The sequence below is a fragment of the Streptomyces sp. C36 genome, assembly GCF_040932295.1.
Taxonomy (GTDB): Bacteria; Actinomycetota; Actinomycetes; order Streptomycetales; family Streptomycetaceae; genus Streptomyces; species Streptomyces triculaminicus.
The window spans coordinates 131734-151995 of the sequence record NZ_JBFQGI010000005.1; the positions used below are offsets into that span (position 1 = coordinate 131734).

General features: G+C 70.1%; 18 protein-coding genes and 1 riboswitch. Of the genes, 8 read left to right on the forward strand and 10 right to left on the reverse strand.

Features of this window, described 5'->3' with window-relative positions:
* Window positions 1-16 precede the first annotated feature (16 nt).
* The 5 genes from AB4K12_RS16985 to AB4K12_RS17005 form a co-directional block, all read right to left on the reverse strand.
* On the reverse strand, window positions 17-367 hold the full coding sequence (locus tag AB4K12_RS16985; protein ID WP_368434978.1) for a YciI family protein: 351 nt from the start codon (window positions 365-367) through the stop codon (window positions 17-19).
* A gap of 102 nt (window positions 368-469) precedes the next feature.
* Entirely contained in the window at window positions 470-1486 is a 1017-nt protein-coding gene (locus tag AB4K12_RS16990; RefSeq protein ID WP_179198988.1) for a ribonucleotide-diphosphate reductase subunit beta, read from the reverse strand.
* Window positions 1486-3876, reverse strand: a complete 2391-nt coding sequence (locus AB4K12_RS16995) for a ribonucleoside-diphosphate reductase subunit alpha (RefSeq protein WP_368434979.1) — start codon at window positions 3874-3876, stop codon at window positions 1486-1488. The genes AB4K12_RS16990 and AB4K12_RS16995 overlap by 1 nt, the downstream gene beginning before the upstream one ends.
* Window positions 3877-4039: 163 nt before the next feature.
* Window positions 4040-4197, reverse strand: a riboswitch (cobalamin riboswitch).
* Window positions 4198-4368: 171 nt separating this feature from the next.
* Window positions 4369-6000: a monocarboxylate uptake permease MctP gene (mctP, locus tag AB4K12_RS17000; RefSeq protein WP_368434980.1), complete on the reverse strand. Its 1632-nt coding sequence runs from the start codon at window positions 5998-6000 to the stop codon at window positions 4369-4371.
* A complete protein-coding gene (locus AB4K12_RS17005) occupies window positions 5997-6266 on the reverse strand; it encodes a DUF3311 domain-containing protein (RefSeq protein WP_368434981.1) in 270 nt (89 codons plus the stop codon). The genes mctP and AB4K12_RS17005 overlap by 4 nt, the downstream gene beginning before the upstream one ends.
* Before the next feature lie 451 nt (window positions 6267-6717).
* On the opposite strand from AB4K12_RS17005, the gene AB4K12_RS17010 reads away from it, so the two are divergent.
* The gene (locus AB4K12_RS17010) at window positions 6718-7326 is read left to right on the forward strand and encodes a carbonic anhydrase (protein WP_086572418.1); all 609 of its coding nucleotides are present in this window, start codon (window positions 6718-6720) and stop codon (window positions 7324-7326) included.
* A 35-nt stretch (window positions 7327-7361) separates the two neighbouring features.
* The gene (locus AB4K12_RS17015; protein ID WP_368434982.1) at window positions 7362-8840 is read left to right on the forward strand and encodes a SulP family inorganic anion transporter; all 1479 of its coding nucleotides are present in this window, start codon (window positions 7362-7364) and stop codon (window positions 8838-8840) included.
* 105 nt (window positions 8841-8945) lie between these two features.
* On the opposite strand, the gene AB4K12_RS17020 is transcribed toward AB4K12_RS17015, so the two are convergent.
* On the reverse strand, window positions 8946-9449 hold the full coding sequence (locus AB4K12_RS17020) for a hypothetical protein (protein ID WP_368434983.1): 504 nt from the start codon (window positions 9447-9449) through the stop codon (window positions 8946-8948).
* Between the two features lie 101 nt (window positions 9450-9550).
* Window positions 9551-10315 carry a GntR family transcriptional regulator gene (locus AB4K12_RS17025; RefSeq protein WP_086572424.1) on the reverse strand — a complete coding sequence of 255 codons (765 nt, stop codon included), beginning with the start codon at window positions 10313-10315 and terminating at the stop codon, window positions 9551-9553.
* Between the two features lie 244 nt (window positions 10316-10559).
* Between AB4K12_RS17025 and AB4K12_RS17030 the strand changes: the two genes are divergently transcribed.
* The 4 genes from AB4K12_RS17030 to AB4K12_RS17045 all read left to right on the forward strand — a co-directional run bounded on the left by AB4K12_RS17030 (window position 10560) and on the right by AB4K12_RS17045 (window position 15275).
* Window positions 10560-11831, forward strand: coding sequence for an extracellular solute-binding protein (locus AB4K12_RS17030; RefSeq protein WP_368434984.1), 1272 nt, complete (start codon window positions 10560-10562; stop codon window positions 11829-11831).
* A 93-nt stretch (window positions 11832-11924) separates the two neighbouring features.
* Window positions 11925-12905 (forward strand): carbohydrate ABC transporter permease, encoded by a 981-nt coding sequence (locus AB4K12_RS17035; protein WP_368434985.1) that lies wholly within the window; start codon window positions 11925-11927, stop codon window positions 12903-12905.
* On the forward strand, window positions 12902-13762 hold the full coding sequence (locus tag AB4K12_RS17040; protein ID WP_086572429.1) for a carbohydrate ABC transporter permease: 861 nt from the start codon (window positions 12902-12904) through the stop codon (window positions 13760-13762). Before AB4K12_RS17035 ends, AB4K12_RS17040 begins: the two co-directional genes overlap by 4 nt.
* A 10-nt stretch (window positions 13763-13772) precedes the next feature.
* A complete protein-coding gene (locus AB4K12_RS17045; protein ID WP_368434986.1) occupies window positions 13773-15275 on the forward strand; it encodes a glycoside hydrolase family 3 protein in 1503 nt (500 codons plus the stop codon).
* A gap of 57 nt (window positions 15276-15332) precedes the next feature.
* On the opposite strand, the gene nagB is transcribed toward AB4K12_RS17045, so the two are convergent.
* Window positions 15333-16118, reverse strand: coding sequence for a glucosamine-6-phosphate deaminase (nagB, locus tag AB4K12_RS17050; protein ID WP_368434987.1), 786 nt, complete (start codon window positions 16116-16118; stop codon window positions 15333-15335).
* A 398-nt stretch (window positions 16119-16516) separates the two neighbouring features.
* Here nagB and AB4K12_RS17055 point away from each other — a divergent pair, with 398 nt between their 5' ends.
* Window positions 16517-17986 carry a sensor histidine kinase gene (locus AB4K12_RS17055; protein WP_368435271.1) on the forward strand — a complete coding sequence of 490 codons (1470 nt, stop codon included), beginning with the start codon at window positions 16517-16519 and terminating at the stop codon, window positions 17984-17986.
* Between the two features lie 147 nt (window positions 17987-18133).
* Here the strand turns inward: AB4K12_RS17055 and AB4K12_RS17060 are convergent, their stop codons facing one another.
* The gene (locus AB4K12_RS17060; protein ID WP_004937597.1) at window positions 18134-18391 is read right to left on the reverse strand and encodes a WhiB family transcriptional regulator; all 258 of its coding nucleotides are present in this window, start codon (window positions 18389-18391) and stop codon (window positions 18134-18136) included.
* 321 nt (window positions 18392-18712) lie between these two features.
* Window positions 18713-19681, reverse strand: a complete 969-nt coding sequence (locus tag AB4K12_RS17065) for a diacylglycerol kinase family protein (RefSeq protein WP_362251537.1) — start codon at window positions 19679-19681, stop codon at window positions 18713-18715.
* 181 nt (window positions 19682-19862) lie between these two features.
* Between AB4K12_RS17065 and AB4K12_RS17070 the strand changes: the two genes are divergently transcribed.
* Window positions 19863-20240 (forward strand): hypothetical protein, encoded by a 378-nt coding sequence (locus AB4K12_RS17070; protein ID WP_368435272.1) that lies wholly within the window; start codon window positions 19863-19865, stop codon window positions 20238-20240.
* The last annotated feature ends 22 nt before the right edge of the window (window positions 20241-20262 follow it).

Below are 20262 nucleotides of genomic sequence, written 5' to 3' on the forward strand. Positions count from 1 at the left end.
GCCCGCCACACGCGTTTCACGACTGGTCCGGGAAGTCGGAGGCCTCGAAGAGCGGGCGCACCTCGACCTCGCCCTCGCGGAAGGGGATGCGCCGGGCCCATTCCAGGGCCTCGTCCATCGAGCCGGTCTCGATGATCCAGAAGCCGGCGATCTGGTCGGCGGCCTTCCCGAAAGGCCCCTCGGTGACGACGGGCGGCCCGTCGGAGTACCGCACACGCGCCCCCTTGGAGGTCGGGTGCAGTCCGTCGCCGGCGAGCATCGCGCCGGCCCCGGCCAGCCGCTCGTTGTACTGCCCCATCTCGGCGATCATCTCCTTGGTCGGCATCACGCCGGCCTCGGAGTCCTCGCTCGCTTTGACGATCATCATAAAACGCGGCATCGCATGTCTCCCGTTCTGTCCGGATTTCGCACTGGATTCCCGGACGGGAGACACGCGATGCCGCGTTCGAGGCTATTTAACCCGCGAGGATCAGAACTCGTCGTCGAAGGCGACCGTGCCCTCGACCGCCACCTGGTACGCGGACGCGCGGCGCTCGAAGAAGTTGGTCAGCTCCTGGACGTTCTGCAGCTCCATGAAGGAGAAAGGGTTCTCCGAGCCGAAGACCGGGGCGAAGCCCAGGCGCTGGAGGCGCTGGTCGGCGACGCACTGGAGGTACTCGCGCATGGACTCGGTGTTCATGCCCGGCAGGCCGTCGCCGCACAGGTCACGGCCGAACTGCAGCTCGCACTCCACGGCCTCCTTCAGCATGTCGGTGACCTGCTGCTGGAGCTCGTCGTCGAAGAGGTCGGGCTCCTCCTGGCGGACGGTGTCCACGACCTCGAACGCGAAGTTCATGTGCATGGTCTCGTCGCGGAAGACCCAGTTGGTGCCGGTCGCCAGGCCGTGCAGCAGACCGCGGCTGCGGAACCAGTACACGTAGGCGAAGGCGCCGTAGAAGAACAGGCCCTCGATGCAGGCCGCGAAGCAGATCAGGTTGAGCAGGAAGCGACGGCGGTCGGCCTTCGTCTCCAGGCGGTCGATCTTCTCGACCTCGTTGATCCACTTGAAGCAGAACTGCGCCTTCTCGCGGATGGAGGGGATGTTCTCCACCGCGTCGAACGCCGCGGCGCGGTCGTCCGGGTCGGGCAGGTAGGTGTCGAGCAGCGTCAGATAGAACTGGACGTGCACGGCCTCCTCGAACAGCTGCCGCGACAGGTACAGGCGCGCCTCGGGGGAGTTGATGTGCTTGTACAGCGTCAGCACGAGGTTGTTCGCCACGATCGAGTCGCCGGTCGCGAAGAACGCGACCAGGCGGCCGATCATGTGCTGCTCACCCGGGGACAGCTTGGCCAGGTCGGCGACGTCCGAGTGGAGGTCGACCTCCTCGACGGTCCAGGTGTTCTTGATCGCGTCGCGGTAGCGGTCGTAGAAGTCCGGGTACCGCATGGGGCGCAGGGTCAGCTCGAAGCCCGGGTCGAGCAGGTTCTTCTGTTCAGCGGCGGACATTACTGGCAGGCCTCGCAGGACTCGGGGTTCTCAAGGGAGCAGGCGATGGCATCCGCGTCGGGCGCGGCCTGCTGCACGGGGATGGTGGCCGGCGCGGCGGCACCGGCGGAGGCGGCGCGGGCGATCCGGGTGGCCGGGCGGGAGCGCAGGTAGTACGTCGTCTTGATGCCCTGCTTCCAGGCGTACGCGTACATCGAGCTGAGCTTGCCGATGGTGGGCGAGGCCATGAAGAGGTTCAGCGACTGGCTCTGGTCCAGGTACGGCGTACGGGCCGCGGCCATGTCGATCAGGGCGCGCTGCGGGATCTCCCAGGCGGTGCGGTAGAGGTCGCGCACCTCCTGCGGGATCCACTTCATGTCCTGGATCGAGCCGTTGGCGTCGGTCATCGCGTCGCGGGTGGTGCGGTCCCACACGCCGAGCTTCTTGAGGTCGTCCACCAGGTAGGTGTTGACCTGCAGGAACTCACCGGAGAGCGTCTCGCGCTTGAACAGGTTGGAGACCTGCGGCTCGATGCACTCGTAGACGCCCGCGATGGAGGCGATGGTGGCGGTCGGGGCGATCGCCAGCAGCAGCGAGTTGCGCATGCCGACGGCGGCGATGCGGGCGCGCAGCGCCTCCCAGCGGTCGTCCCAGGCGGCGACGGCGTTGGGGTAGTGGTCCGGGTGCAGCACGCCGCGGGCGGTGCGGGTCGCGGACCAGGCCGGGTGCGGGCCGTGCCGCTCGGCGAGGTCGGCGGAGGCCTCGTACGCCGCGAGCATGATCCGCTCGGAGATCTTGGTGGAGAGGGCCTTCGCCTCGGCGGAGTCGAAGGACAGGCGCAGGCGGAAGAAGACGTCCTGCAGACCCATCAGGCCCAGGCCCACCGGGCGCCAGCGGCTGTTGGAGTTGCCGGCCTGCTCGGTCGGGTAGAAGTTGATGTCCACGACGCGGTCGAGGAACGTCACGGCCGTACGGACCGTACGGTCGAGCTTCTCCCAGTCCATCTCGCCGTCGGCACCGAGGTGCTGCGCGAGGTTGACCGAGCCCAGGTTGCAGACCGCGGTCTCGCCGTCGTCCGTGACCTCGAGGATCTCCGTGCAGAGGTTCGAGGAGTGGACTACCTTGCCCTTCTCGGCCGTCTGGTTGGCGGTGCGGTTGGCGGCGTCCTTGAACGTCATCCAGCCGTTGCCGGTCTGCGCGAGGGTACGCATCATGCGGGCGTACAGCACCCGGGCGGGGATCTGCTTGACGGCCTTGCCGGCGGCCTCGTAGGCGCGGTAGGCGGCGTCGAACTCGTCGCCGTAGAGGTCGACCAGGTCCGGGGTGTCGGCGGGGGAGAAGAGCGACCAGTCGGCGTCGGCCTCGACGCGGCGCATGAACTCGTCCGGGATCCAGTGCGCGATGTTGAGGTTGTGGGTACGACGGGCCTCCTCACCGGTGTTGTCGCGGAGCTCCAGGAACTCCTCGATGTCGGCGTGCCACGTCTCGAGGTAGACGCAGGCCGCGCCCTTGCGGCGGCCGCCCTGGTTCACGGCGGCGACGGAGGCGTCGAGGGTGCGCAGGAACGGCACAATGCCGTTGGAGTGGCCGTTGGTGCCGCGGATCAGCGAGCCGCGGGAGCGGATGCGCGAGTACGACAGGCCGATGCCGCCCGCGTGCTTCGACAGGCGCGCCACCTGGTGGTAGCGGTCGTAGATCGAGTCCAGCTCGTCCAGCGGAGAGTCCAGCAGGTAGCAGGACGACATCTGCGGGTGGCGGGTGCCCGAGTTGAAGAGCGTGGGGGAGGAGGGCAGGTAGGAGAGCGTGCTGGTGAGCCCGTAGAGCTCGGCGACGTCCTCCAGGGCCCGCACGGAGTGGTCCTCGGCCAGGCCGCAGGCCACGCGCAGCAGGAAGTGCTGCGGGGTCTCGATCACGTTGCGGGTGATCGGGTGGCGCAGCAGGTAGCGGCTGTGCAGGGTGCGCAGGCCGAAGTAGCCGAAGCGGTCGTCGGCGCCGTCGGCGAGAGCCTTGGCGACCAGCGCGTCCAGGCGCTCGGAGTGCTCCTTGACGAACGCGGCGGTCTCGTCCGCGATCAGGCCCTCACGGTGGCCGACGGCCACCGAGGCGGAGAAGGAGGTCGCACCCTCGCCGGCCGCCTCGTCGGCGATGGCGCGGGTGAGCAGCCGGGCGGCGAGGCGGGAGTACTCCGGTTCCTCGGCGATCAGGCCGGCGGCGGCCTCGGTGGCGAGGGAGCGCAGCTCGGCCTCGTCCGACGCGGCGCTGCGGCCGCGCAGCGCGGCGGCGGCGACCTTGCCCGGGTCGGTGGAAGGCAGGTCTGCGGTGAGGTCGGTCAGGGTGCGCAGCAGCGCGGTCCCGGGACCGCCGGTCGCTTCCGCGTTCGCTGAGACCGGATCTGCGGGCGCGATGGTCACGTGTGGCTCTCCCTCGCTCGGCTGGGGTGGGCCCGGGCGGGTGCGCGCGACGGTCGCGTACGGGCATGCCGAATGCACCGGGGCATGCCTCGTAGGCGTCCGTCGGCCCAACCCGCGGGGCCCGGACGAATTCAACGCCCATAGCCGAGCCCAGGGCAGGCTCGGTGGTGGGCGCGCTGGCGGCAGGTCCTCGGACTACAGGTGCGCTGGGTATATGCGCACACATACACCGTTGCGGGACAGTTCCGGACTTTCACCGGATTCCCCTGCGACATCAGCGAGGACGAGCATACATCTAGTGCCGCCCCTCGTACGCGCCCCCACATGTTGTGTCGTCCCGTCATGACACGGTCGCTGAATGTGCTAACGGGCGGGCTGCGCAAGGCCTCCACAAGGCTACGGAAGGCCACGCGAAAGGGCCGCCACGCCCCCCGGAGAGGGGTGTGGCGGCCCTGATGTCGGGGCGGGTCCGGCGGGCCCGCCAGGGTGCTGTCAGTGGCCGCCAGGGGCCCCCGCGGTGGCCGGGGGGAGCTCCGCCGGGACGCCCGGGTCGCCGGCGTCCGCGGTGTAGTCCGACGGGCTGGTCTGGTCGACGCCGTCGGGAGCCTTGATCGCCTTCAGGACGAAGGTCGCCACGATGACGACGATCACATTGAGGGCGAACGCGGTGAGGCCGATGTAGCCCTTCTCCCCGAGGAAGGGGATGAGGTTGGTGTTCCCGAAGTGGGACTGGGTGGCGCTCGGCGTAGCGTACGCCCGCCAGGTGCCGTACCCCATGCCGGCCGCCCAGCCCGCCAGCAGGGCCCAGCGGTGGAACCAGCGGGTGAAGAGCCCGCCGACGAGCGCCGGGATCGTCTGCAGGATCCATATGCCGCCGAGCAGCTGGAAGTTGATGGCGACCGTTTTGTCCATGGTGAGGACGAAAACGAGCGCTCCGACCTTGACGAGCAGGGAGGCGAGCTTGGACACCTTCGCCTCGTGTTCGGGCGAGGCGTCCGGCTTGAGGAACTCCTTGTAGATGTTCCGGGTGAACAGATTTGCGGCGGCGATCGACATGATGGCCGCCGGGACGAGCGCCCCGATGCCGATCGCGGCGAACGCCACGCCCGTGAACCAGTCCGGGAACATGTCCTCGAACAGCTGCGGGATCGCCAGCTGCCCGTTCTTGACCTTCACCCCGGCGGCCAGCGCCATGAAGCCGAGCATCGCCAGCAGGCCCAGCATCAGGGAGTAGAGGGGAAGGATCGTGGTGTTGCGGCGGATGACGTTGCGGCTCTTGCTGGAGAGCACCGCCGTCACCGAGTGGGGATACAGGAACAGCGCCATCGCCGAACCCAGCGCGAGCGTCGCGTACGACCACTGCGCGTCCGGGCCGGGGACGAGCGCGCCGCGCGGCTTGCCCGTTGCCGGATTTTCGGCCGCGAACGCATGACCGGCCTTGGCGAAGATCTCGTCGAAGCCGCCGAGCCGGATCGGGATGTAGATGGTCGCCACGATGATGACGATGTAGACCAGCGCGTCCTTGACGAAGGCGATCAGCGCCGGCGCCCGCAGCCCGGAGGAGTAGGTGTAGGCCGCGAGCACGCCGAAGGCGATCAGCAGCGGCAGGTCCTTGACGAACCAGTTGGTGCCCTCGCCGCCGCCGACGCCCAGCACGTCCAGGACGGCCTGTATGCCGACCAGCTGCAGGGCGATGTACGGCATGGTGGCGAGGATGCCGGTCAGCGCCAGCGCCAGGGACAGGCCCCGGGAGCCGAAGCGGCCCCGGACGAAGTCCGACGAGGTCACGTACCCGTGCTTGTGCGCCACCGACCACAGCCGCGGCAGGAAGGTGAAGACCAGCGGGTAGCAGAGGATGGTGTAGGGCACCGCGAAGAAGCCCGCCGCACCGCCCGCGTAGATGGCCGCCGGGACGGCGACGAAGGTATAGGCCGTATAGAGGTCGCCGCCGAGCAGGAACCAGGTGACCCAGGTGCCGAACGAGCGGCCGCCCAGTCCCCACTCCTCGAGATTGTCCGCGTTCTCCGCCCGCCGCCATTTCGACGCCATGAAGCCCATGACGGTCACGGCGAGGAAGAAGAACACGAACACGGCGAGTGCCACGCCGTTCACGCCGTCCTTCATCGGACCTCACCGCCCCGGTGCTTCCGCTCGTGACGGCGGACGATGACGTAGGCGACGACGGTGAGCATCGTCGAGATGAGGACCCACAGCATCTGGTACCAGTAGAAGAACGGGACGCCGGCGATGGCGGGCGTGAGCCGGGAGTAGGAACCGACCCACAGCATCGCCACGAAGGGGATGGCCAGGCACACCCCGGCGACGATCAACGGCACGGTGACGACCGGCCTTCGTGAGCCCTCTGCGGGCTGCTCGGGTGGTTCCGACATGCGGTGTCTCCGTCCCCTGTGCGATCACATGCGTAATGTCGGGGAAATCTAAGGGAGGCCCCCTCCGGACGTCACCCCCTATCCGCATATCGGAATGGCAACGCCCCGACGGTTCGTCAGAAACCGTAGGGGGAACCCCTGGTGTGGGAGTACCGGGCGCATCAACGGGAAGTAAAGAGTCCACTTGACGCATGGGGTGTATGTGGGCGTAGTCACGGTGGCGATGTGCGCGGTGCGCGCCCCAAGTGCCCAACCGCGAGCCCTATTTGATGAAATATTTACCTGTCATCAAAGGGTAACGTGCAGGTAAAGTGACTGTCTCGTCCGTCGCGCAGGATTGGCTGCACGGCGGCCGGCGCAGCCATGCACTGGCGCGCTCACACCCGTAATGCTGACTTGAACACACCGCGCCCCAACGGGAACCCACACGGGGCGCAGGAGGCAGGCCAACATGAAGTCGCTCATCGACAACGCCCGATCGTTCGCAACCCACGTGGCCGAGAACGCCGAGAGCTTCCGGGCTTTCGAAGCCGGCCAGTCGCCGGAGACCCTGTTCATCACGTGCTCCGACTCGCGCGTCGTGCCGTCCCTCATCACCGGCGCACGACCCGGCGAACTCTTCGAGCTCCGTACCGCGGGCAACATCGTCCCCGAGTACCGCAGCGACCACCCGTCCGGCGAGACCGCCACCATCGAGTACGCGGTCCGCGTGCTGGGCGTCCGCGACATCATCGTCTGCGGGCACTCCCACTGCGGCGCCGTGAGCGCCGTCGTCCGGGGCGATGACCTCTCCTCCGCGCCCGCCGTCCAGGGCTGGCTCGACCGCGCCGTCCCGGCGGACGCCGACGCCCGGACCGCCGACGCGGACTCCCCCGGCATGGCCGAGGCCGTCCAGGTCCACGCCGTCGCCCAGCTCAGGACCCTGCGGGACTACCCCTGCGTCCGCGAACGCCTCGAGGAAGGGCTGCTGACGCTGCACGCCTGGTACTACGAGGTGCACACCGGCTCGGTCACCGTGCACCGGCCCGAGAACGGCCACGGGCCGTTCGGACCTCTGTGAACCACCCGGCCGCACCACCCAAGGGGCCCTCACCCATGTTCTCCGTCAAGAAATCCGCCGTCCTGCGTCAGGACGCGCTCGCCTCGCTCGTCGTCTTCCTCGTGGCCCTGCCGTTGTGCGTCGGCGTGGCCGTGGCGTCCGGGGTACCGGCCGAACTCGGCCTGATCACCGGCATAGTCGGCGGCCTCGTCGTCGGCGCCATGCCGGGCAGCACCTTCCAGGTCAGCGGCCCCGCCGCCGGACTGACGGTGCTGGTGTTCGAAGCCGTAAGGGAGTTCGGCCTGGGCATGCTCGGCGCCATCGTCCTGGTCACCGGCCTCCTCCAACTCGCCCTCGGCGCCCTGCGCTTCGGCCGGTGGTTCCGGGCGATCTCGGTCGCGGTCGTCCACGGCATGCTCGCCGGCATCGGACTCGTCCTCCTCTTCGGCCAGCTCTACACCATGGCCGGCGTCAAGCAGCCGCGCTCGGGCATGGAGAAGATCGCGGGCGTCCCCGGGCTCGCCATGGACATCGTCACCGACGGCGACGCCCTGACCGCCTTCGCGGTCGGCGCGGCGACCATCGCGGTGCTGGTGCTGTGGAAGAAACTCCCGGGCAAGGCCCAGCTGGTGCCCGCGCCGCTGGTCGCCGTCGCGCTGGCCACGGCGGTCACCGCGCTGGGCGGCCTGGACATCGCCAACGTCGAGGTGAAGGGGCTGCTGGACGCCGTCCAGCCGCCCGGCCTGAACGACCTCACCTCGCTCGCCAGCGTCGCCGTGCTCGGCACGGTCCTCGCCTTCACCCTCATCGCCTCGGCCGAGTCCCTGTTCAGCGCGGCCGCCGTGGACCGGATGCACGACGGCCCGCGCACCCACTACGACAAGGAGCTGCTCGCCCAGGGCCTGGGCAACACGGTGTGCGGCGTGCTCGGCGCCCTGCCGATGACGGCCGTCATCGTCCGCAGTGCCGCCAACGTCCAGGCCGGCGCGAGGACCCCGCTCTCCCGGGTGCTGCACGGCGCGTGGCTGCTGCTGTTCGCGGTGCTGCTCCCCGCGGCGATCGGCGTCATCCCGCTCGCCGCGCTGGCGGGCGTGCTGGTGCACGCCGGCTGCAAGCTGGTGCCGGTGAAGGAGATCGGCCCGCTGTGGCGCGACCACCGGGGCGAGGCGGTGATCCTCGCGGTCACGGCCGTCGCCATCGTCACGACCAGCATGTTCGAGGGTGTGGTGCTCGGACTCCTGCTGGCGGTGGTGAAGTCGGCGTGGGAGACCTCCAAGATCCATGTGGAGGTCCGTGAGGACGACGGCCGGATGACGGTGGTCCTCACCGGCAACGCCACGTTCCTGCGGCTGCCCCGCATCCTGGAGACCCTGGAGGCGCTCCCGCAGGACCGGCCCATCGAGCTGGACCTGTCCCCCCTGCGCCATGTGGACCACGCGTGCCGCACGGCCCTGGAGGCCTGGGCCGCCCGCCACAACGACGCGGACACCGAGCCGGTACGGCTGCGGCACGCACGGCTGACCGCCGTGGCCTAGAGGTCTGGCCGGCCCGGCCCCTTCCGCCGACGACGGCCGTACCCGGCACCCCGGGTGCGGCCGCTGCGCCCGCCGGCCCGGCCGGCGGAGGGCGGCCAGTGGTGGTCAGTGGGCGGCCTGGCCCCGGTTGAGGGCCATGACCACCACGGACCCCACGATCACCAGCCGTTCCGTCAGCGCGTCGAGCTGCCGGCGCTGCTCCGGCGGCAGGTGCCAGTCCTCCCACCACGCGGCCTCCTGCTGCGAACAGGGGCCCGACCACTCCTCCTCCCACGCCCGTCCCAGCTGGACGGAGAGGGGGATCACCGAGCGGGCCAGGCCGCCGTAGGCGCCGAGCACCGCGAGCATGGGGCTGCCCGGCAGCCAGTCCCGCCAGGTCGCCAGCAGCTCGTCGGCGAGGCGGGCCACGTCCTCCAGCCACAGCACGTGCTGGGACACCCAGCCCTGGGCCTGGGGGCAGGCGGGCATGCCCGGCAGCAGGCGCTGTTCCAGCTGCTCACGGCGGGTGAGGAACTCCCGGGCGAGGCCCAGCTCGTAGTCGGAAGGAACCCAGGAACCCTCGGTCAGGGCGATGGCGGCGGCCTCGACCGCATCGACAGCTTGGCTCATCCCGCCACCGTACGTGACCCCTGGTCAGCGGGGGTGCCAAGACCCCCGATCCGCCGGATGCGGGCGCCTCGGTCCGTGAGGCGCCTCGGTCCGTGAGCGCCTCAGTCCGTGGGCCGCCGCAGCCTGGCGACGAACTTGTAGCGGTCGCCCCGGTAGACCGAGCGCACCCATTCCACCGGCTTGCCCTCCGCGTCCAGCGAGTGGCGCGAGAGCATCAGCATCGGCAGGCCGACGTCCGTGCCCAGCAGGCCCGCCTCGCGGGGGGTGGCCAGGGAGGTCTCGATCGTCTCCTCCGCCTCGGCCAGATGGACGTCGTAGACCTCCGCCAGGGCGGTGTAGAGCGAGGTGTGCTTCGCCAGGCTCCGGCGCAGCGCCGGGAAGCGCTTCGCCGACAGGTGGGTGGTCTCGATCGCCATCGGCTCGCCGCTGGCCAGCCGCAGCCGCTCGATGCGCAGCACCCGTCCGCCCGTGGCGATGTCGAGGAGCCCGGCGAGCCGGTCGTCGGCGGTGACGTAGCCGATGTCCAGCAGCTGGGAGGTGGGCTCGAGGCCCTGGGCCCGCATGTCCTCCGTATAGGAGGTCAGTTGCAGCGCCTGGGAGACCTTGGGCTTCGCGACGAACGTCCCCTTGCCCTGGATGCGTTCCAGGCGGCCCTCGACGACCAGCTCCTGCAGCGCCTGGCGCACGGTGGTGCGCGAGGTGTCGAACTCGGCCGCCAGCGTCCGCTCCGGCGGTACCGGAGTGCCCGGAGGCATGGTTTCGGTCATTTCCAGCAAGTGCCGTTTGAGCCGGTAATACTTGGGCACTCGCGCGGTCCGCGTGCCGCCCGCGGCCGCGCCGCTCTCCGTACCGCCCTCGGTCGCCATGGCGTGCCTTCCCGACTCCGATGATCCTGCTGCCGTCACCGGCTCCTCCGTCTATAGCGGTCACATGGTGGCACGGGCCGAGCCCGAGGAGCCCGGAGAAGCCCAGGTCGACCTCGAGGTGTCGGTCCGGTAACGGAGCCGACAGCGACTCTTATACACCCTTGACACCCCAAAAGGTCTAGGCCAAGCTGCGGGCACTGGTCTAAACCATTAAAGACCACATTCGGTCCTTGAGGAGAGTGCTGTGAAGCGAGGGCTCATAGCGGCGACGGGTGTCGCGGCCATGTTGGTGAGTGTTGCTGCCTGTGGGTCCAGCGACAGTGACAAGGAGACCGATGCCGGCGGTTCCCAGGGCAAGACCCTGACCGTCTGGTTCATGGATGGCTCGAATCCGCCTGGTTGGACGAAGGCCGTCCAGGCCGAGTTCGAACAGAAGACCGGGGCCAAGCTGGACGTCAAGATCCAGAAGTGGGACGGCATCCAGCAGAAGCTGACCACCGCCCTCTCCGAGTCCAGCCCGCCGGACGTCGTCGAGATCGGCAACACCCAGACCCCCTCCTACGCCGAGACCGGCGGCCTCGCGGAACTCGGCGACCTGAAGAAGGAGATCGGCGGGGACTGGACCGAGTCCCTCAACAAGCCCTCCGTCTTCGAGGGCAAGCAGTACGCCGCCCCCTGGTGGGCGGCCAATCGCGTCGTCATCTACAACAAGAAGGTCTGGGCGGACGCGGGCATCAAGGACACGCCCAGGACCCGGGACGAGTTCTTCAAGGACCTCGAGGCCATCGAGAAGAAGGGCGACGCCGAGCCCCTCTACCTGCCCGGCCAGAACTGGTACTTCTTCGACGGCCTGACCATCGGCACGGGCGCCGACCTGGTGAAGAAGGACGGCAAGAAGTGGGTGTCCAACCTGGCCGACCCCAAGGTCGCCAAGGCCATGGAGCTCTACAAGAAGTACCAGTCCTTCTCCAAGGCCCCCAAGGACAAGGACGAGGCCACCCCGCAGCAGGCCGACGTCTTCGCCAAGGGTAAGACCGGCGCGTTCATCGGCATGGGCTGGGAGGCCCAGACTGCGATCAAGGCCAACCCGGAGATCGAGAAGGAGATCGGCTACTTCACCATCCCCGGTGAGACCGCCGGCAAGCCCGAGGGCGTCTTCCTCGGCGGCTCCAACCTCGCCGTCGCCGAGGGCAGCAAGAAGAAGGACCTCGCCAAGGAGTTCCTGAAGATCGCGCTGTCCGACAAGAACGAGGGCGCGCTGGCCAAGGAGGTCGGCTCCCTTCCCAACAAGGACGCGCTGCTGCCCAACGTGAAGGGCAACGCCGTCGCCGAGGCCGCCGCGCCCGCCGCCAAGAGCGGCGGCACCACGCCGCTGATCCCCGAATGGGCGAGCGTCGAGAACGCGCCCAACCCGGTCAAGGCCTATATGACGGCCGTCCTGAACGGCAAGTCCCCCGAGGAAGCCGCCAAGCAGGTCGAGGCCGACATGAACAAGCGCCTCAGCCAGAAGCAGTGACCCGCCGCCTTCCGTACGGGCCGGCCGACCGCGCCGGCCCGTACGGAAGCGCGCAGACGTAACACGGTTCGACAGGGGAGAAGGCGGACGACGATGTCAGCGCAGATCGAAGAGGCGACGGCCGCCCCGCCGGCGCCGAAGGCCGGCAAGGGGGGCGCCCCGCCGGCGCGCCCGGGCGGCGTACGGGCCGGACGCGCCGTCCCGTACCTGCTGATCCTCCCCGCCGCCGCCCTCACCGTGCTGCTGCTCGGCTGGACGATGGTGAAGAACGGCCTGCTGTCGTTCCAGAACCTCAATCGGCGCCAGCTCATCCGGCACGTCACCGAGTGGACCGGCGTCGACAACTACCGCGAGGCCCTGGGCAGCGCGGAGTTCTGGGGCGTCACCGGCCGGTCCGTGGTCTTCACCGCCGCCAACGTCGTCCTGATCATGGTGCTGGGCTGCCTCATCGGCCTGCTGCTCGCCCGGCTCGGCACGAAGACGCGCCTGCTGCTCTCGCTCGGGCTCGTCCTCGCCTGGGCGATGCCCGTCGTCGCCGCGACCACCGTCTTCCAGTGGCTGTTCGACCAGCGCTACGGCATCGTCAACCACCTGCTCGACCAGGCCGGCTGGCACTCCATGGCCGGCTACAACTGGACCGGCGACCAGCTGTCGACGTTCTTCGTCATCACCGTGCTGATCGTCTGGCAGTCGATCCCCTTCGTGGCGATCAACCTCTACGCGGCCACGACCACGATCCCCACGGAGCTGTACGAGGCGGCGTCCCTGGACGGCGCGGGCGCCTGGAAGCAGTTCACCTCGGTGACCTTCCCCTTCCTCAAGCCCTTCTTCCTCGCCACCACCTTCCTCGAGGTCATCTGGGTCTTCAAGGCCTTCACCCAGGTCTTCGCGATCAACGAGGGCGGCCCCGACCGGCTCACCGAGACGCTGCCCGTCTACGCGTTCACCGAGGGCATCGGCAGCCAGCACTTCGGCATGGGCGCCGCGATCTCCATCCTGACCATCGTGATGCTGCTGGCCCTGACCGCCCACTACCTGCGCCTGGTGCTCAAGCAAGAGGAGGACGAGCTGTGAGCCGCACGGTTCCCCACCGCCGGACGGGCTCCGGCTCGCCGCTCGGCCGTCTCTGGCCGCAGGCGACGGCGGTCGTCCTCTTCGTGGTCTTCGCGTTCCCCGTCTACTGGATGTTCGCCACGGCCCTCAAGCCCACCCCGGACATCGTCAGCGAGACCCCGGTCTGGTTCCCCACCAGCCCCACCTTCGACCACATCACCAAGGCGGTGGACGCCGACGGCTTCTGGACGTTCGTCGGCAACTCCCTCACCGTCACCCTGATCGCCGTCGGGCTCTCGCTCGTCATCGCGCTGCTCGCGTCGTTCGCCGTCGCCCGCATGCGCTTCAAGGGCCGCAAGAGCTTCATCCTCGTGATGATGATGGCCCAGATGGCGCCCTGGGAGGTCATGACCATCGCCTACTACATGATCGTGCGCGACGCGGACATGCTCAACGGCCTGCCGCCCCTCATCGCCATCTACACGGTCATGGTGCTGCCCTTCACCGTCCTGACGCTGCGCGGCTACGTCGCCGCCGTGCCCAAGGAGCTGGAGGAGTCCGCGATGGTCGACGGCTGCACCCGCACCCAGGCCTTCCTCAAGGTGATCTTCCCGCTGCTCGCGCCGGGCCTGATGGCCACATCGCTGTTCGGATTCATCACCGTATGGAATGAATTCCCCATGGTCCTGATCCTCAACAAGGACCCCGGCTCCCAGACTCTTCCCCTGTGGCTCACCGGCTTCCGCACCACCTTCGGCGACGACTGGGGCGCCACCATGGCCGCCTCCTCCCTCTTCGCCGTGCCCATCCTCATCCTCTTCGTCATCCTCCAGCGCAAGGCCGTGGGCGGTCTTACGTCCGGCGCAGTGAAGGGCTAGCCCTACCGACATGACGACGCTGACCCCGCAGGGCACGCTCACCCGCGACGCCCTCACCGTCCTCCAGCCCGGCTTCACGGGCACCACCGCCCCCGACTGGCTGCTGCGCCGGCTCGGCGAAGGGCTCTCCTCCGTCGGCCTGTTCGGCCGCAACGTCGCCTCGCCCGAGCAGCTCGCCGCCCTCACCGCCCAGCTGCGGGCCGAGCGCGACGACGTCCTCGTCGCCATCGACGAGGAGGGCGGCGACGTCACCCGCCTGGAGGTGCGCACGGGCTCCTCCTTCCCCGGCAACCTCGCGCTCGGCGCCGTCGACGACACCGCGCTGACCCGGGACGTCGCCCACGAGCTCGGCCGCCGCCTCGCCGCCTGCGGCGTCAACCTCAACTGGGCGCCCTCCGCCGACGTCAACTCCGACCCCGACAACCCGGTCATCGGCGTACGGTCCTTCGGTGCCGACCCCGCCCTGGTCGCCCGGCACACCGCCGCCTACGTCGAGGGCCTGCAGGCCGCCGGGGTCGCCGCCTGCACCAAGCACTTCCCCGGCCACGGCGACACCGCCGTCGACTCCCACCACGACCTGCCGCGCATCGACGCGGGCCTGGCGACCCTGCGCGAGCGCGAGCTGGTGCCCTTCCGCGCCGCCGTCGCCGCCGGCACCAAGGCCGTGATGAGCGCCCACATCCTGCTGCCCGCGCTCGACCCCGCCCTGCCCGCCACCCTCAGCCCGGCCGCCCTGCACGGACTGCTGCGCGCGCCCGTCGCCGACGGCGGCCTCGGCTTCGACGGCCTCGTCGTCACCGACGGCATGGAGATGCGGGCGATCTCCGCCACGTACGGCATCGAACGCGGCAGCGTCATGGCGATCGCGGCGGGCGCCGACGCCATCTGCGTCGGCGGCGGCCTGGCGGACGAGGACACCGTGCTGCGGCTGCGCGACGCGCTGGCCGGCGCCGTGCGCTCCGGCGAACTGCCCGAGGAGCGGCTCGCCGACGCCGCCGCGCGGGTACGGGCCCTGGCGCGCTGGACCTCGGGGGCGGGCGGTGACGAGGAGGGGACCTCGCCCGCCCCGGAGGTCGGCCTGGTCGCGGCGCGCCGCGCGCTGCGGGTGACCGCCCCGGCCGGGCACGAGCCGCTGACCGGCCCCGCCTACGTCGCCGCGTTCACCCCGCTGGCGAACTTCGCGGTGGGCGACGAGACTCCCTGGGGCGTCGGCGCCGAGCTGGCCCGGCTGCTGCCGGGCACCGAGACCCGCGCGTACGGCCAGGAGACGGCCGGCGCCGAGGAGGTGCTCGCGGACGCCGGGGAGCGGCGGATCGTCGCCGTCGTCCGCGACGTCCACCGCCACCCGTGGATGGCGAGGGCCCTGGGCGCCCTGGTCGCCGCGCGCCCCGGCACGATCGTCGTCGAGATGGGCCTGAACCAGGCCCCGCCGTCCGGTGCCCTGCACATCGCCACCCATGGGGCGGCCCGTGTCTGCGGCGTCGCCGCCGCGGAGGTCATCGCGGGACGCTGACACGAACGCCGGAGGGGGGCCGCGATCGCGGCCCCCCTCCGGCGTTCGAAGCGACGGTTACAGGCCCTGCCAGACGGGCTTGTTGGCGTAGGCGTGGCGGAAGTAGTCGGCCAGCTTCAGCTTCGAGGCCGCCGCCTCGTCGACGACGACGGTCGCGTGCGGGTGCAGCTGCAGCGCGGAGGCCGGGACCAGGGCGGCGACCGGGCCCTCGACGGTGGCGGCGACGGCGTCGGCCTTGCCCTCGCCGGTGGCCAGCAGGACCAGGTGGCGGGCCTCGAGGATGGTGCCGATGCCCTGGGTGATGACGTGGTGGGGGACCTGGTCGATGTCGCCGTCGAAGAAGCGCGCGTTGTCGACGCGGGTCTGCTGGGTCAGCGTCTTGATACGGGTGCGGGAGGCGAGCGAGGAACAGGGCTCGTTGAAGCCGATGTGGCCGTCGGTGCCGATGCCGAGGATCTGCAGGTCCACGCCGCCGGCCTCGCGCAGGGCGCGGTCGTAGGCCTCGCACGCGGCCTGGACGTCGTCGGCGGTGCCGTCGGGGCCCATGAAGGCCTCCTCGGTCAGGCCGAGCGGGCGGACGACCTGGCGCAGCACCGTGGAGCGGTAGGACTCGGGGTGGTCGGCGGGCAGGCCGACGTACTCGTCGAGCTGGCAGATGCGGGCGCGCGAGGGGTCCACGGCGCCGGAGCGGACCTTCGCCTCGAGGGCCTCGTAGATGGGCAGCGGGGTGGAGCCGGTGGCCACGCCGAGCAGGGCGTCGGGCTTGCGGCTCAGCAGGGCGCCGATTGCCTCCGCGATCAGTTCGCCGCCTGCCTTGGCGTCCGGAACGATGACAATTTCCACGCTGGGGCCTGCCGATCTCAAGATAAAACTCGGTGGTATAGACCAATCTAGCAGAGGTGAAGGGCGCTTCCGGGGCCGGACGAGGGCTCGGATCGGAGCGGTGTGAGGGCCGGGTCGGGGCGGCGCGGGGGCCGGAACGTACTACGGGCCGCGGCGCCTGGCCGGGACCCTCGACCCGACCGGCACCGCAGCCCGGAGCGACATCGGCCGGCTCCGGATGCCGCGGGGTGTGCGGGCCCCACGGCCGGCGCAGGCCGACCTCGCCCCCTTGTACCGCGGGGGCGAGACTTTGCCATCTCATTGTGGACTAGACCATTCGCCGATGTCCACGCTCTTCACCCGGCCGGGGAAAATCCCCGCCCACCGGGCCCGCGGGTAGGCTCGGGGCCGTGCCCTCCATGAACGATCTCGTACGCCAGCACACCGCCCTCGGCGACTCCGACCTGGAGTGGCTGCACCTGCTGGTCTCGGAGTGGCAGCTGCTCTCCGACCTCTCCTTCGCCGACCTCGTCCTGTGGGTGCCCACCCTCGACGGCACCCGCTATGTGTCCGTCGCCCAGATGCGACCCAACACCGGACCCACCTCCTACCAGGACGACATGGTCGGCCACCTCGTCCCGCGCGGCCGCCGCCCCATGCTGGACGCCGCCCTCGACGAGGGCAGGATCGTCCGCGAGGGCGACCCGGAATGGCGCGAGGAGGTGCCGGTGCGGGTCGAGTCGATCCCCGTCCGCCGGGAGGGGCGGGTCCTGGGGGTCATCGCCCGGAACACCAACCTGCTCACCGTGCGCACCCCCAGCCGGCTGGAGCTCACCTATCTGCAGAGCGCCTCCGACCTCGCGCAGATGATCGCCGCCGGGTCGTTCCCCTTTCCCGGCCAGCAGGTCGACATGGACGCCTCGCCGCGCGCCGGCGACGGGCTGATCAGGCTCGACGCCGACGGCATCGTGCAGTACGCCAGCCCCAACGCCCTCTCCGCCTACCACCGGCTCGGGCTCGCCGCCGATCTCGTCGGGCATCATCTGGGCGAGACCACCGCTCAGTTGGCGCCCTCGCGCACGCCCGTCGACGAGGGCCTGGCCAAGCTGGCCAGCGGCTGGGCCCCCCGGGAGTTCGAGGTCGAGGCCAACGACGGGGTCATTCATCTGCGCGCGATCCCGCTCAAACCCAAGGGCAGCCACATCGGTTCGCTCGTCCTGCTGCGCGATGTGACCGAACTGAGACGTCGCGAGCGCGAGTTGATCACCAAGGACGCCACCATCCGGGAGATCCACCACCGGGTGAAGAACAATCTCCAGACCGTCGCGGCCCTCCTGCGCCTCCAGGCGCGCCGCATCGTCTCCGCCGAGGGGCGCGAGGCCCTGGAGGAGGCGGTGCGCCGGGTGGGCTCCATCGCGATCGTCCACGAGACGCTCTCGCAGAACCTCGACGAACGGGTCGAATTCGACGAGATCGCCGACCGGGTGCTCGCCATGGTCGCCGAGATCTCCCCGGGCCGGGTCGCCGCCCGCCGCACCGGCCGCTTCGGGATACTCAACGCCGAGGTCGCCACCCCCCTCGCGATGGTGCTCACCGAGCTGCTGCAGAACGCGCTCGAGCACGGCTTCGGGCCGGGGGATACGGGCATGGTCGAGGTCACGGCCGTGCGCGGCGGTTCGCGCCGGGACGCCCGGCTGCTCATCTCGGTGCAGGACGACGGCCGAGGGTTGCCCGAGGGCTTCGACCCGCAGCGGGCCGGCAACCTGGGCCTGCAGATCGTACGGACCCTGGTGGAGGGGGAGTTGGGCGGAAAGTTCGACATGCTGCCCGCTTCCGGGCAGGGAACGCGAGTGGTGCTCGACCTCCCGGTGCGGGCCGAGAAGCCGTAGCCGCCCGCCCGGCCCGACCCCCGGACCGGAGCCTGCGGCGCACAGCACTGAGCCCCGGACCTCGAAGGAGGTCCGGGGCTCAAAGCTCTTCGGTGCTTAGCGCACTGTGGGGGGTGCTGCGCGCTGCGGCTCGGGGGCCGAGGGGTGTCAGGCGGTCGCGTTGCGCGCCCGGTTGCGAGCGGCGCGGCGCTTCATGGCGCGGCGCTCGTCCTCGCTGAGGCCACCCCAGACGCCGGAGTCCTGGCCGGACTCGAGCGCCCACTGCAGGCACTGCTCCATGACGGGGCAGCGGCGGCAGACGGCCTTGGCTTCCTCGATCTGCAGCAGCGCAGGACCGGTGTTGCCGATGGGGAAGAAGAGCTCGGGGTCTTCCTCGCGGCAAACGGCGTTGTGACGCCAGTCCATGGCTGCTCCATCTCCTCGTGTTACGGCTACGTGGCTTGTGAATGTGAACGCTTTCACGAATCCCCCCGCAAGGGAAGGGCCGACGACCAGTCGCAGACCGGTGTGGTCCAAGGGGGGTAAGGAGGGGATTCGGGCTGTCCGGGAAGCCTTGATGGCGGGCTGTCCCGATCGCCAGGAAGAGACTCGCAAACCTCGGCGACGGATACAACCCCTTCCGGAAAGTTTTTTTTGATTCCTCGGTGTCGGCTAGGTCACAGCCGTCATTCCAGGGGGTGGAACCCAGTCTAAACGTTCGAGTGGAAGGACTTTAGGCCCCTGCACTCACACAATCACACGCAGTGCACGGCGAACGCCTGTGAACGTCACGCTTCTGCGCAGTCCGAGGTGGTCGCCGTCCATCTGGAAGGGGAGGGGAGCCTGCGAATGCAAGGTGAACGAGTCCTGGTCATGCAGTGACACAGCGTGTTTGCCCTGGGGGCCGCGCTCCGGCGTCGACGTCAGCAGCTGGGTGGCGTAGCGGGTCGCCGTCATGGTCGACAGCTTGGTGAATCCCAGCACGTCAAGGGCGGTGTCGAAGGACGCGTCGGGCAGCGCGTAGACCGGCCGGTTGCCCAGGTAGGTCCATGGCGCGGTGTTGCAGATTATCGACATGACGAGATTCTCGAGTGGCTCCTCGCCAGGCCGTTCGAGGGTGATCGAGCCATGCCGGCGGTTCGTTTCTCCGAGGAACTGGCGCATCACCTGTCGCACGTACAGGGAGTGCGTCGAACGCTTGCCGCGCTCGCGCTGCTGCTCCACCCGGCCCACGACGCCCGCGTCGAACCCGAAGCCGGCGCAGAAGGTGAACCAGCGCGCGGGCACCCCCTCGTCCTCCGTGCCCGGGGTGCCGGCCGCGAGCCCGAGGCCGACCGTCCGCTCGGAGCCCTCGCGCAGGGCGTCCAGCAGGGCGCCGGTGGCCTCCACGACGTCGTTGGGCAGCCCCAGCGCGCGGGCGAAGACGTTGGTGGAGCCGCCGGGCACCACGGCGAGCCGGGGCAGCGCCGCCGGGTCGGGGCCGGCGTGCAGCAGGCCGTTGACGACCTCGTTGACAGTGCCGTCCCCGCCGAGCGCGACCACCAGCTCGATGGTGCCGCTCTCCGCCGCTCTGCGCGCGAGGTCGCGGGCGTGCCCGCGGTACTCCGTGGTGGCGACGTCCAGTTTGAGGTCGCTGGCCAGGGCGTGCGCCAGGACATCGCGGGTACGGGCACTGGTGGTGGTGGCCGAAGGATTGACCACGAGAAGCGCACGCATGCGCGCCAGCCTACCTACCTGTCGGTACACCAACCGTCCCAGGTCCGGCTTCCGATGGTTTGCGTACCGATACCCTGCAGGGGTGAGCAGCAAGCAGTCCGTGTCGAAAACCGCCCGGAAGGGCGCACAGGGGAGCGCCGCCGTCGCGGCCTCCGAGCCCACCGGGCCCCGCCCGGCCCGGCTGACGGCGGCCGCCGCGCTGACCGGCCTGCAGGGCCTGGCGCTGGTCGCCTCGGGAATCTATCTGCTGGTGATGGGCCTGCTCGGCACGCCCGACAGCCCCCAGCAGGCCGAGACCGGCGGGCTGACCGTCCTCGCACTGGCCGCGCTGCCGCTGCTGGCCGCGCGCGGCCTGTGGCAGCTCCGCCGCTGGAGCCGCGGCCCGGCCATGATCACGCAGATCATGGCGCTGCCGGTCGCCTGGACCCTCCTCAACGCCGGCGGTGCCCTGATGATCACGGCCGCCGTGGCGCTGACGCTGGTCGCCGTGGTCACCCTGGCACTGGTGGTCAACCCCACGGCGACCGAGGCGCTGGGGATCGGGCCCCGCGAGTCCTGAGGGCGGCTCGCGCGGGCCGTGA

Excerpts from the sequence above, each read along its gene's own strand:
- AB4K12_RS17060 (WP_004937597.1), bottom strand. The coding sequence starts at position 18,391 with ATGGACTGGCGTCACAACGCCGTTTGCCGCGAGGAAGACCCCGAGCTC.
- AB4K12_RS17005 (WP_368434981.1), bottom strand. The coding sequence starts at position 6,266 with ATGTCGGAACCACCCGAGCAGCCCGCAGAGGGCTCACGAAGGCCGGTC.
- AB4K12_RS17015 (WP_368434982.1), top strand. The coding sequence starts at position 7,362 with ATGTTCTCCGTCAAGAAATCCGCCGTCCTGCGTCAGGACGCGCTCGCC.
- AB4K12_RS17025 (WP_086572424.1), bottom strand. The coding sequence starts at position 10,315 with ATGGCGACCGAGGGCGGTACGGAGAGCGGCGCGGCCGCGGGCGGCACG.
- AB4K12_RS17020 (WP_368434983.1), bottom strand. The coding sequence starts at position 9,449 with ATGAGCCAAGCTGTCGATGCGGTCGAGGCCGCCGCCATCGCCCTGACC.
- AB4K12_RS16990 (WP_179198988.1), bottom strand. The coding sequence starts at position 1,486 with ATGTCCGCCGCTGAACAGAAGAACCTGCTCGACCCGGGCTTCGAGCTG.
- AB4K12_RS17065 (WP_362251537.1), bottom strand. The coding sequence starts at position 19,681 with ATGCGTGCGCTTCTCGTGGTCAATCCTTCGGCCACCACCACCAGTGCC.
- mctP (WP_368434980.1), bottom strand. The coding sequence starts at position 6,000 with ATGAAGGACGGCGTGAACGGCGTGGCACTCGCCGTGTTCGTGTTCTTC.
- AB4K12_RS17010 (WP_086572418.1), top strand. The coding sequence starts at position 6,718 with ATGAAGTCGCTCATCGACAACGCCCGATCGTTCGCAACCCACGTGGCC.
- AB4K12_RS17035 (WP_368434985.1), top strand. The coding sequence starts at position 11,925 with ATGTCAGCGCAGATCGAAGAGGCGACGGCCGCCCCGCCGGCGCCGAAG.
- AB4K12_RS17055 (WP_368435271.1), top strand. The coding sequence starts at position 16,517 with ATGAACGATCTCGTACGCCAGCACACCGCCCTCGGCGACTCCGACCTG.
- AB4K12_RS17045 (WP_368434986.1), top strand. The coding sequence starts at position 13,773 with ATGACGACGCTGACCCCGCAGGGCACGCTCACCCGCGACGCCCTCACC.
- AB4K12_RS16985 (WP_368434978.1), bottom strand. The coding sequence starts at position 367 with ATGATGATCGTCAAAGCGAGCGAGGACTCCGAGGCCGGCGTGATGCCG.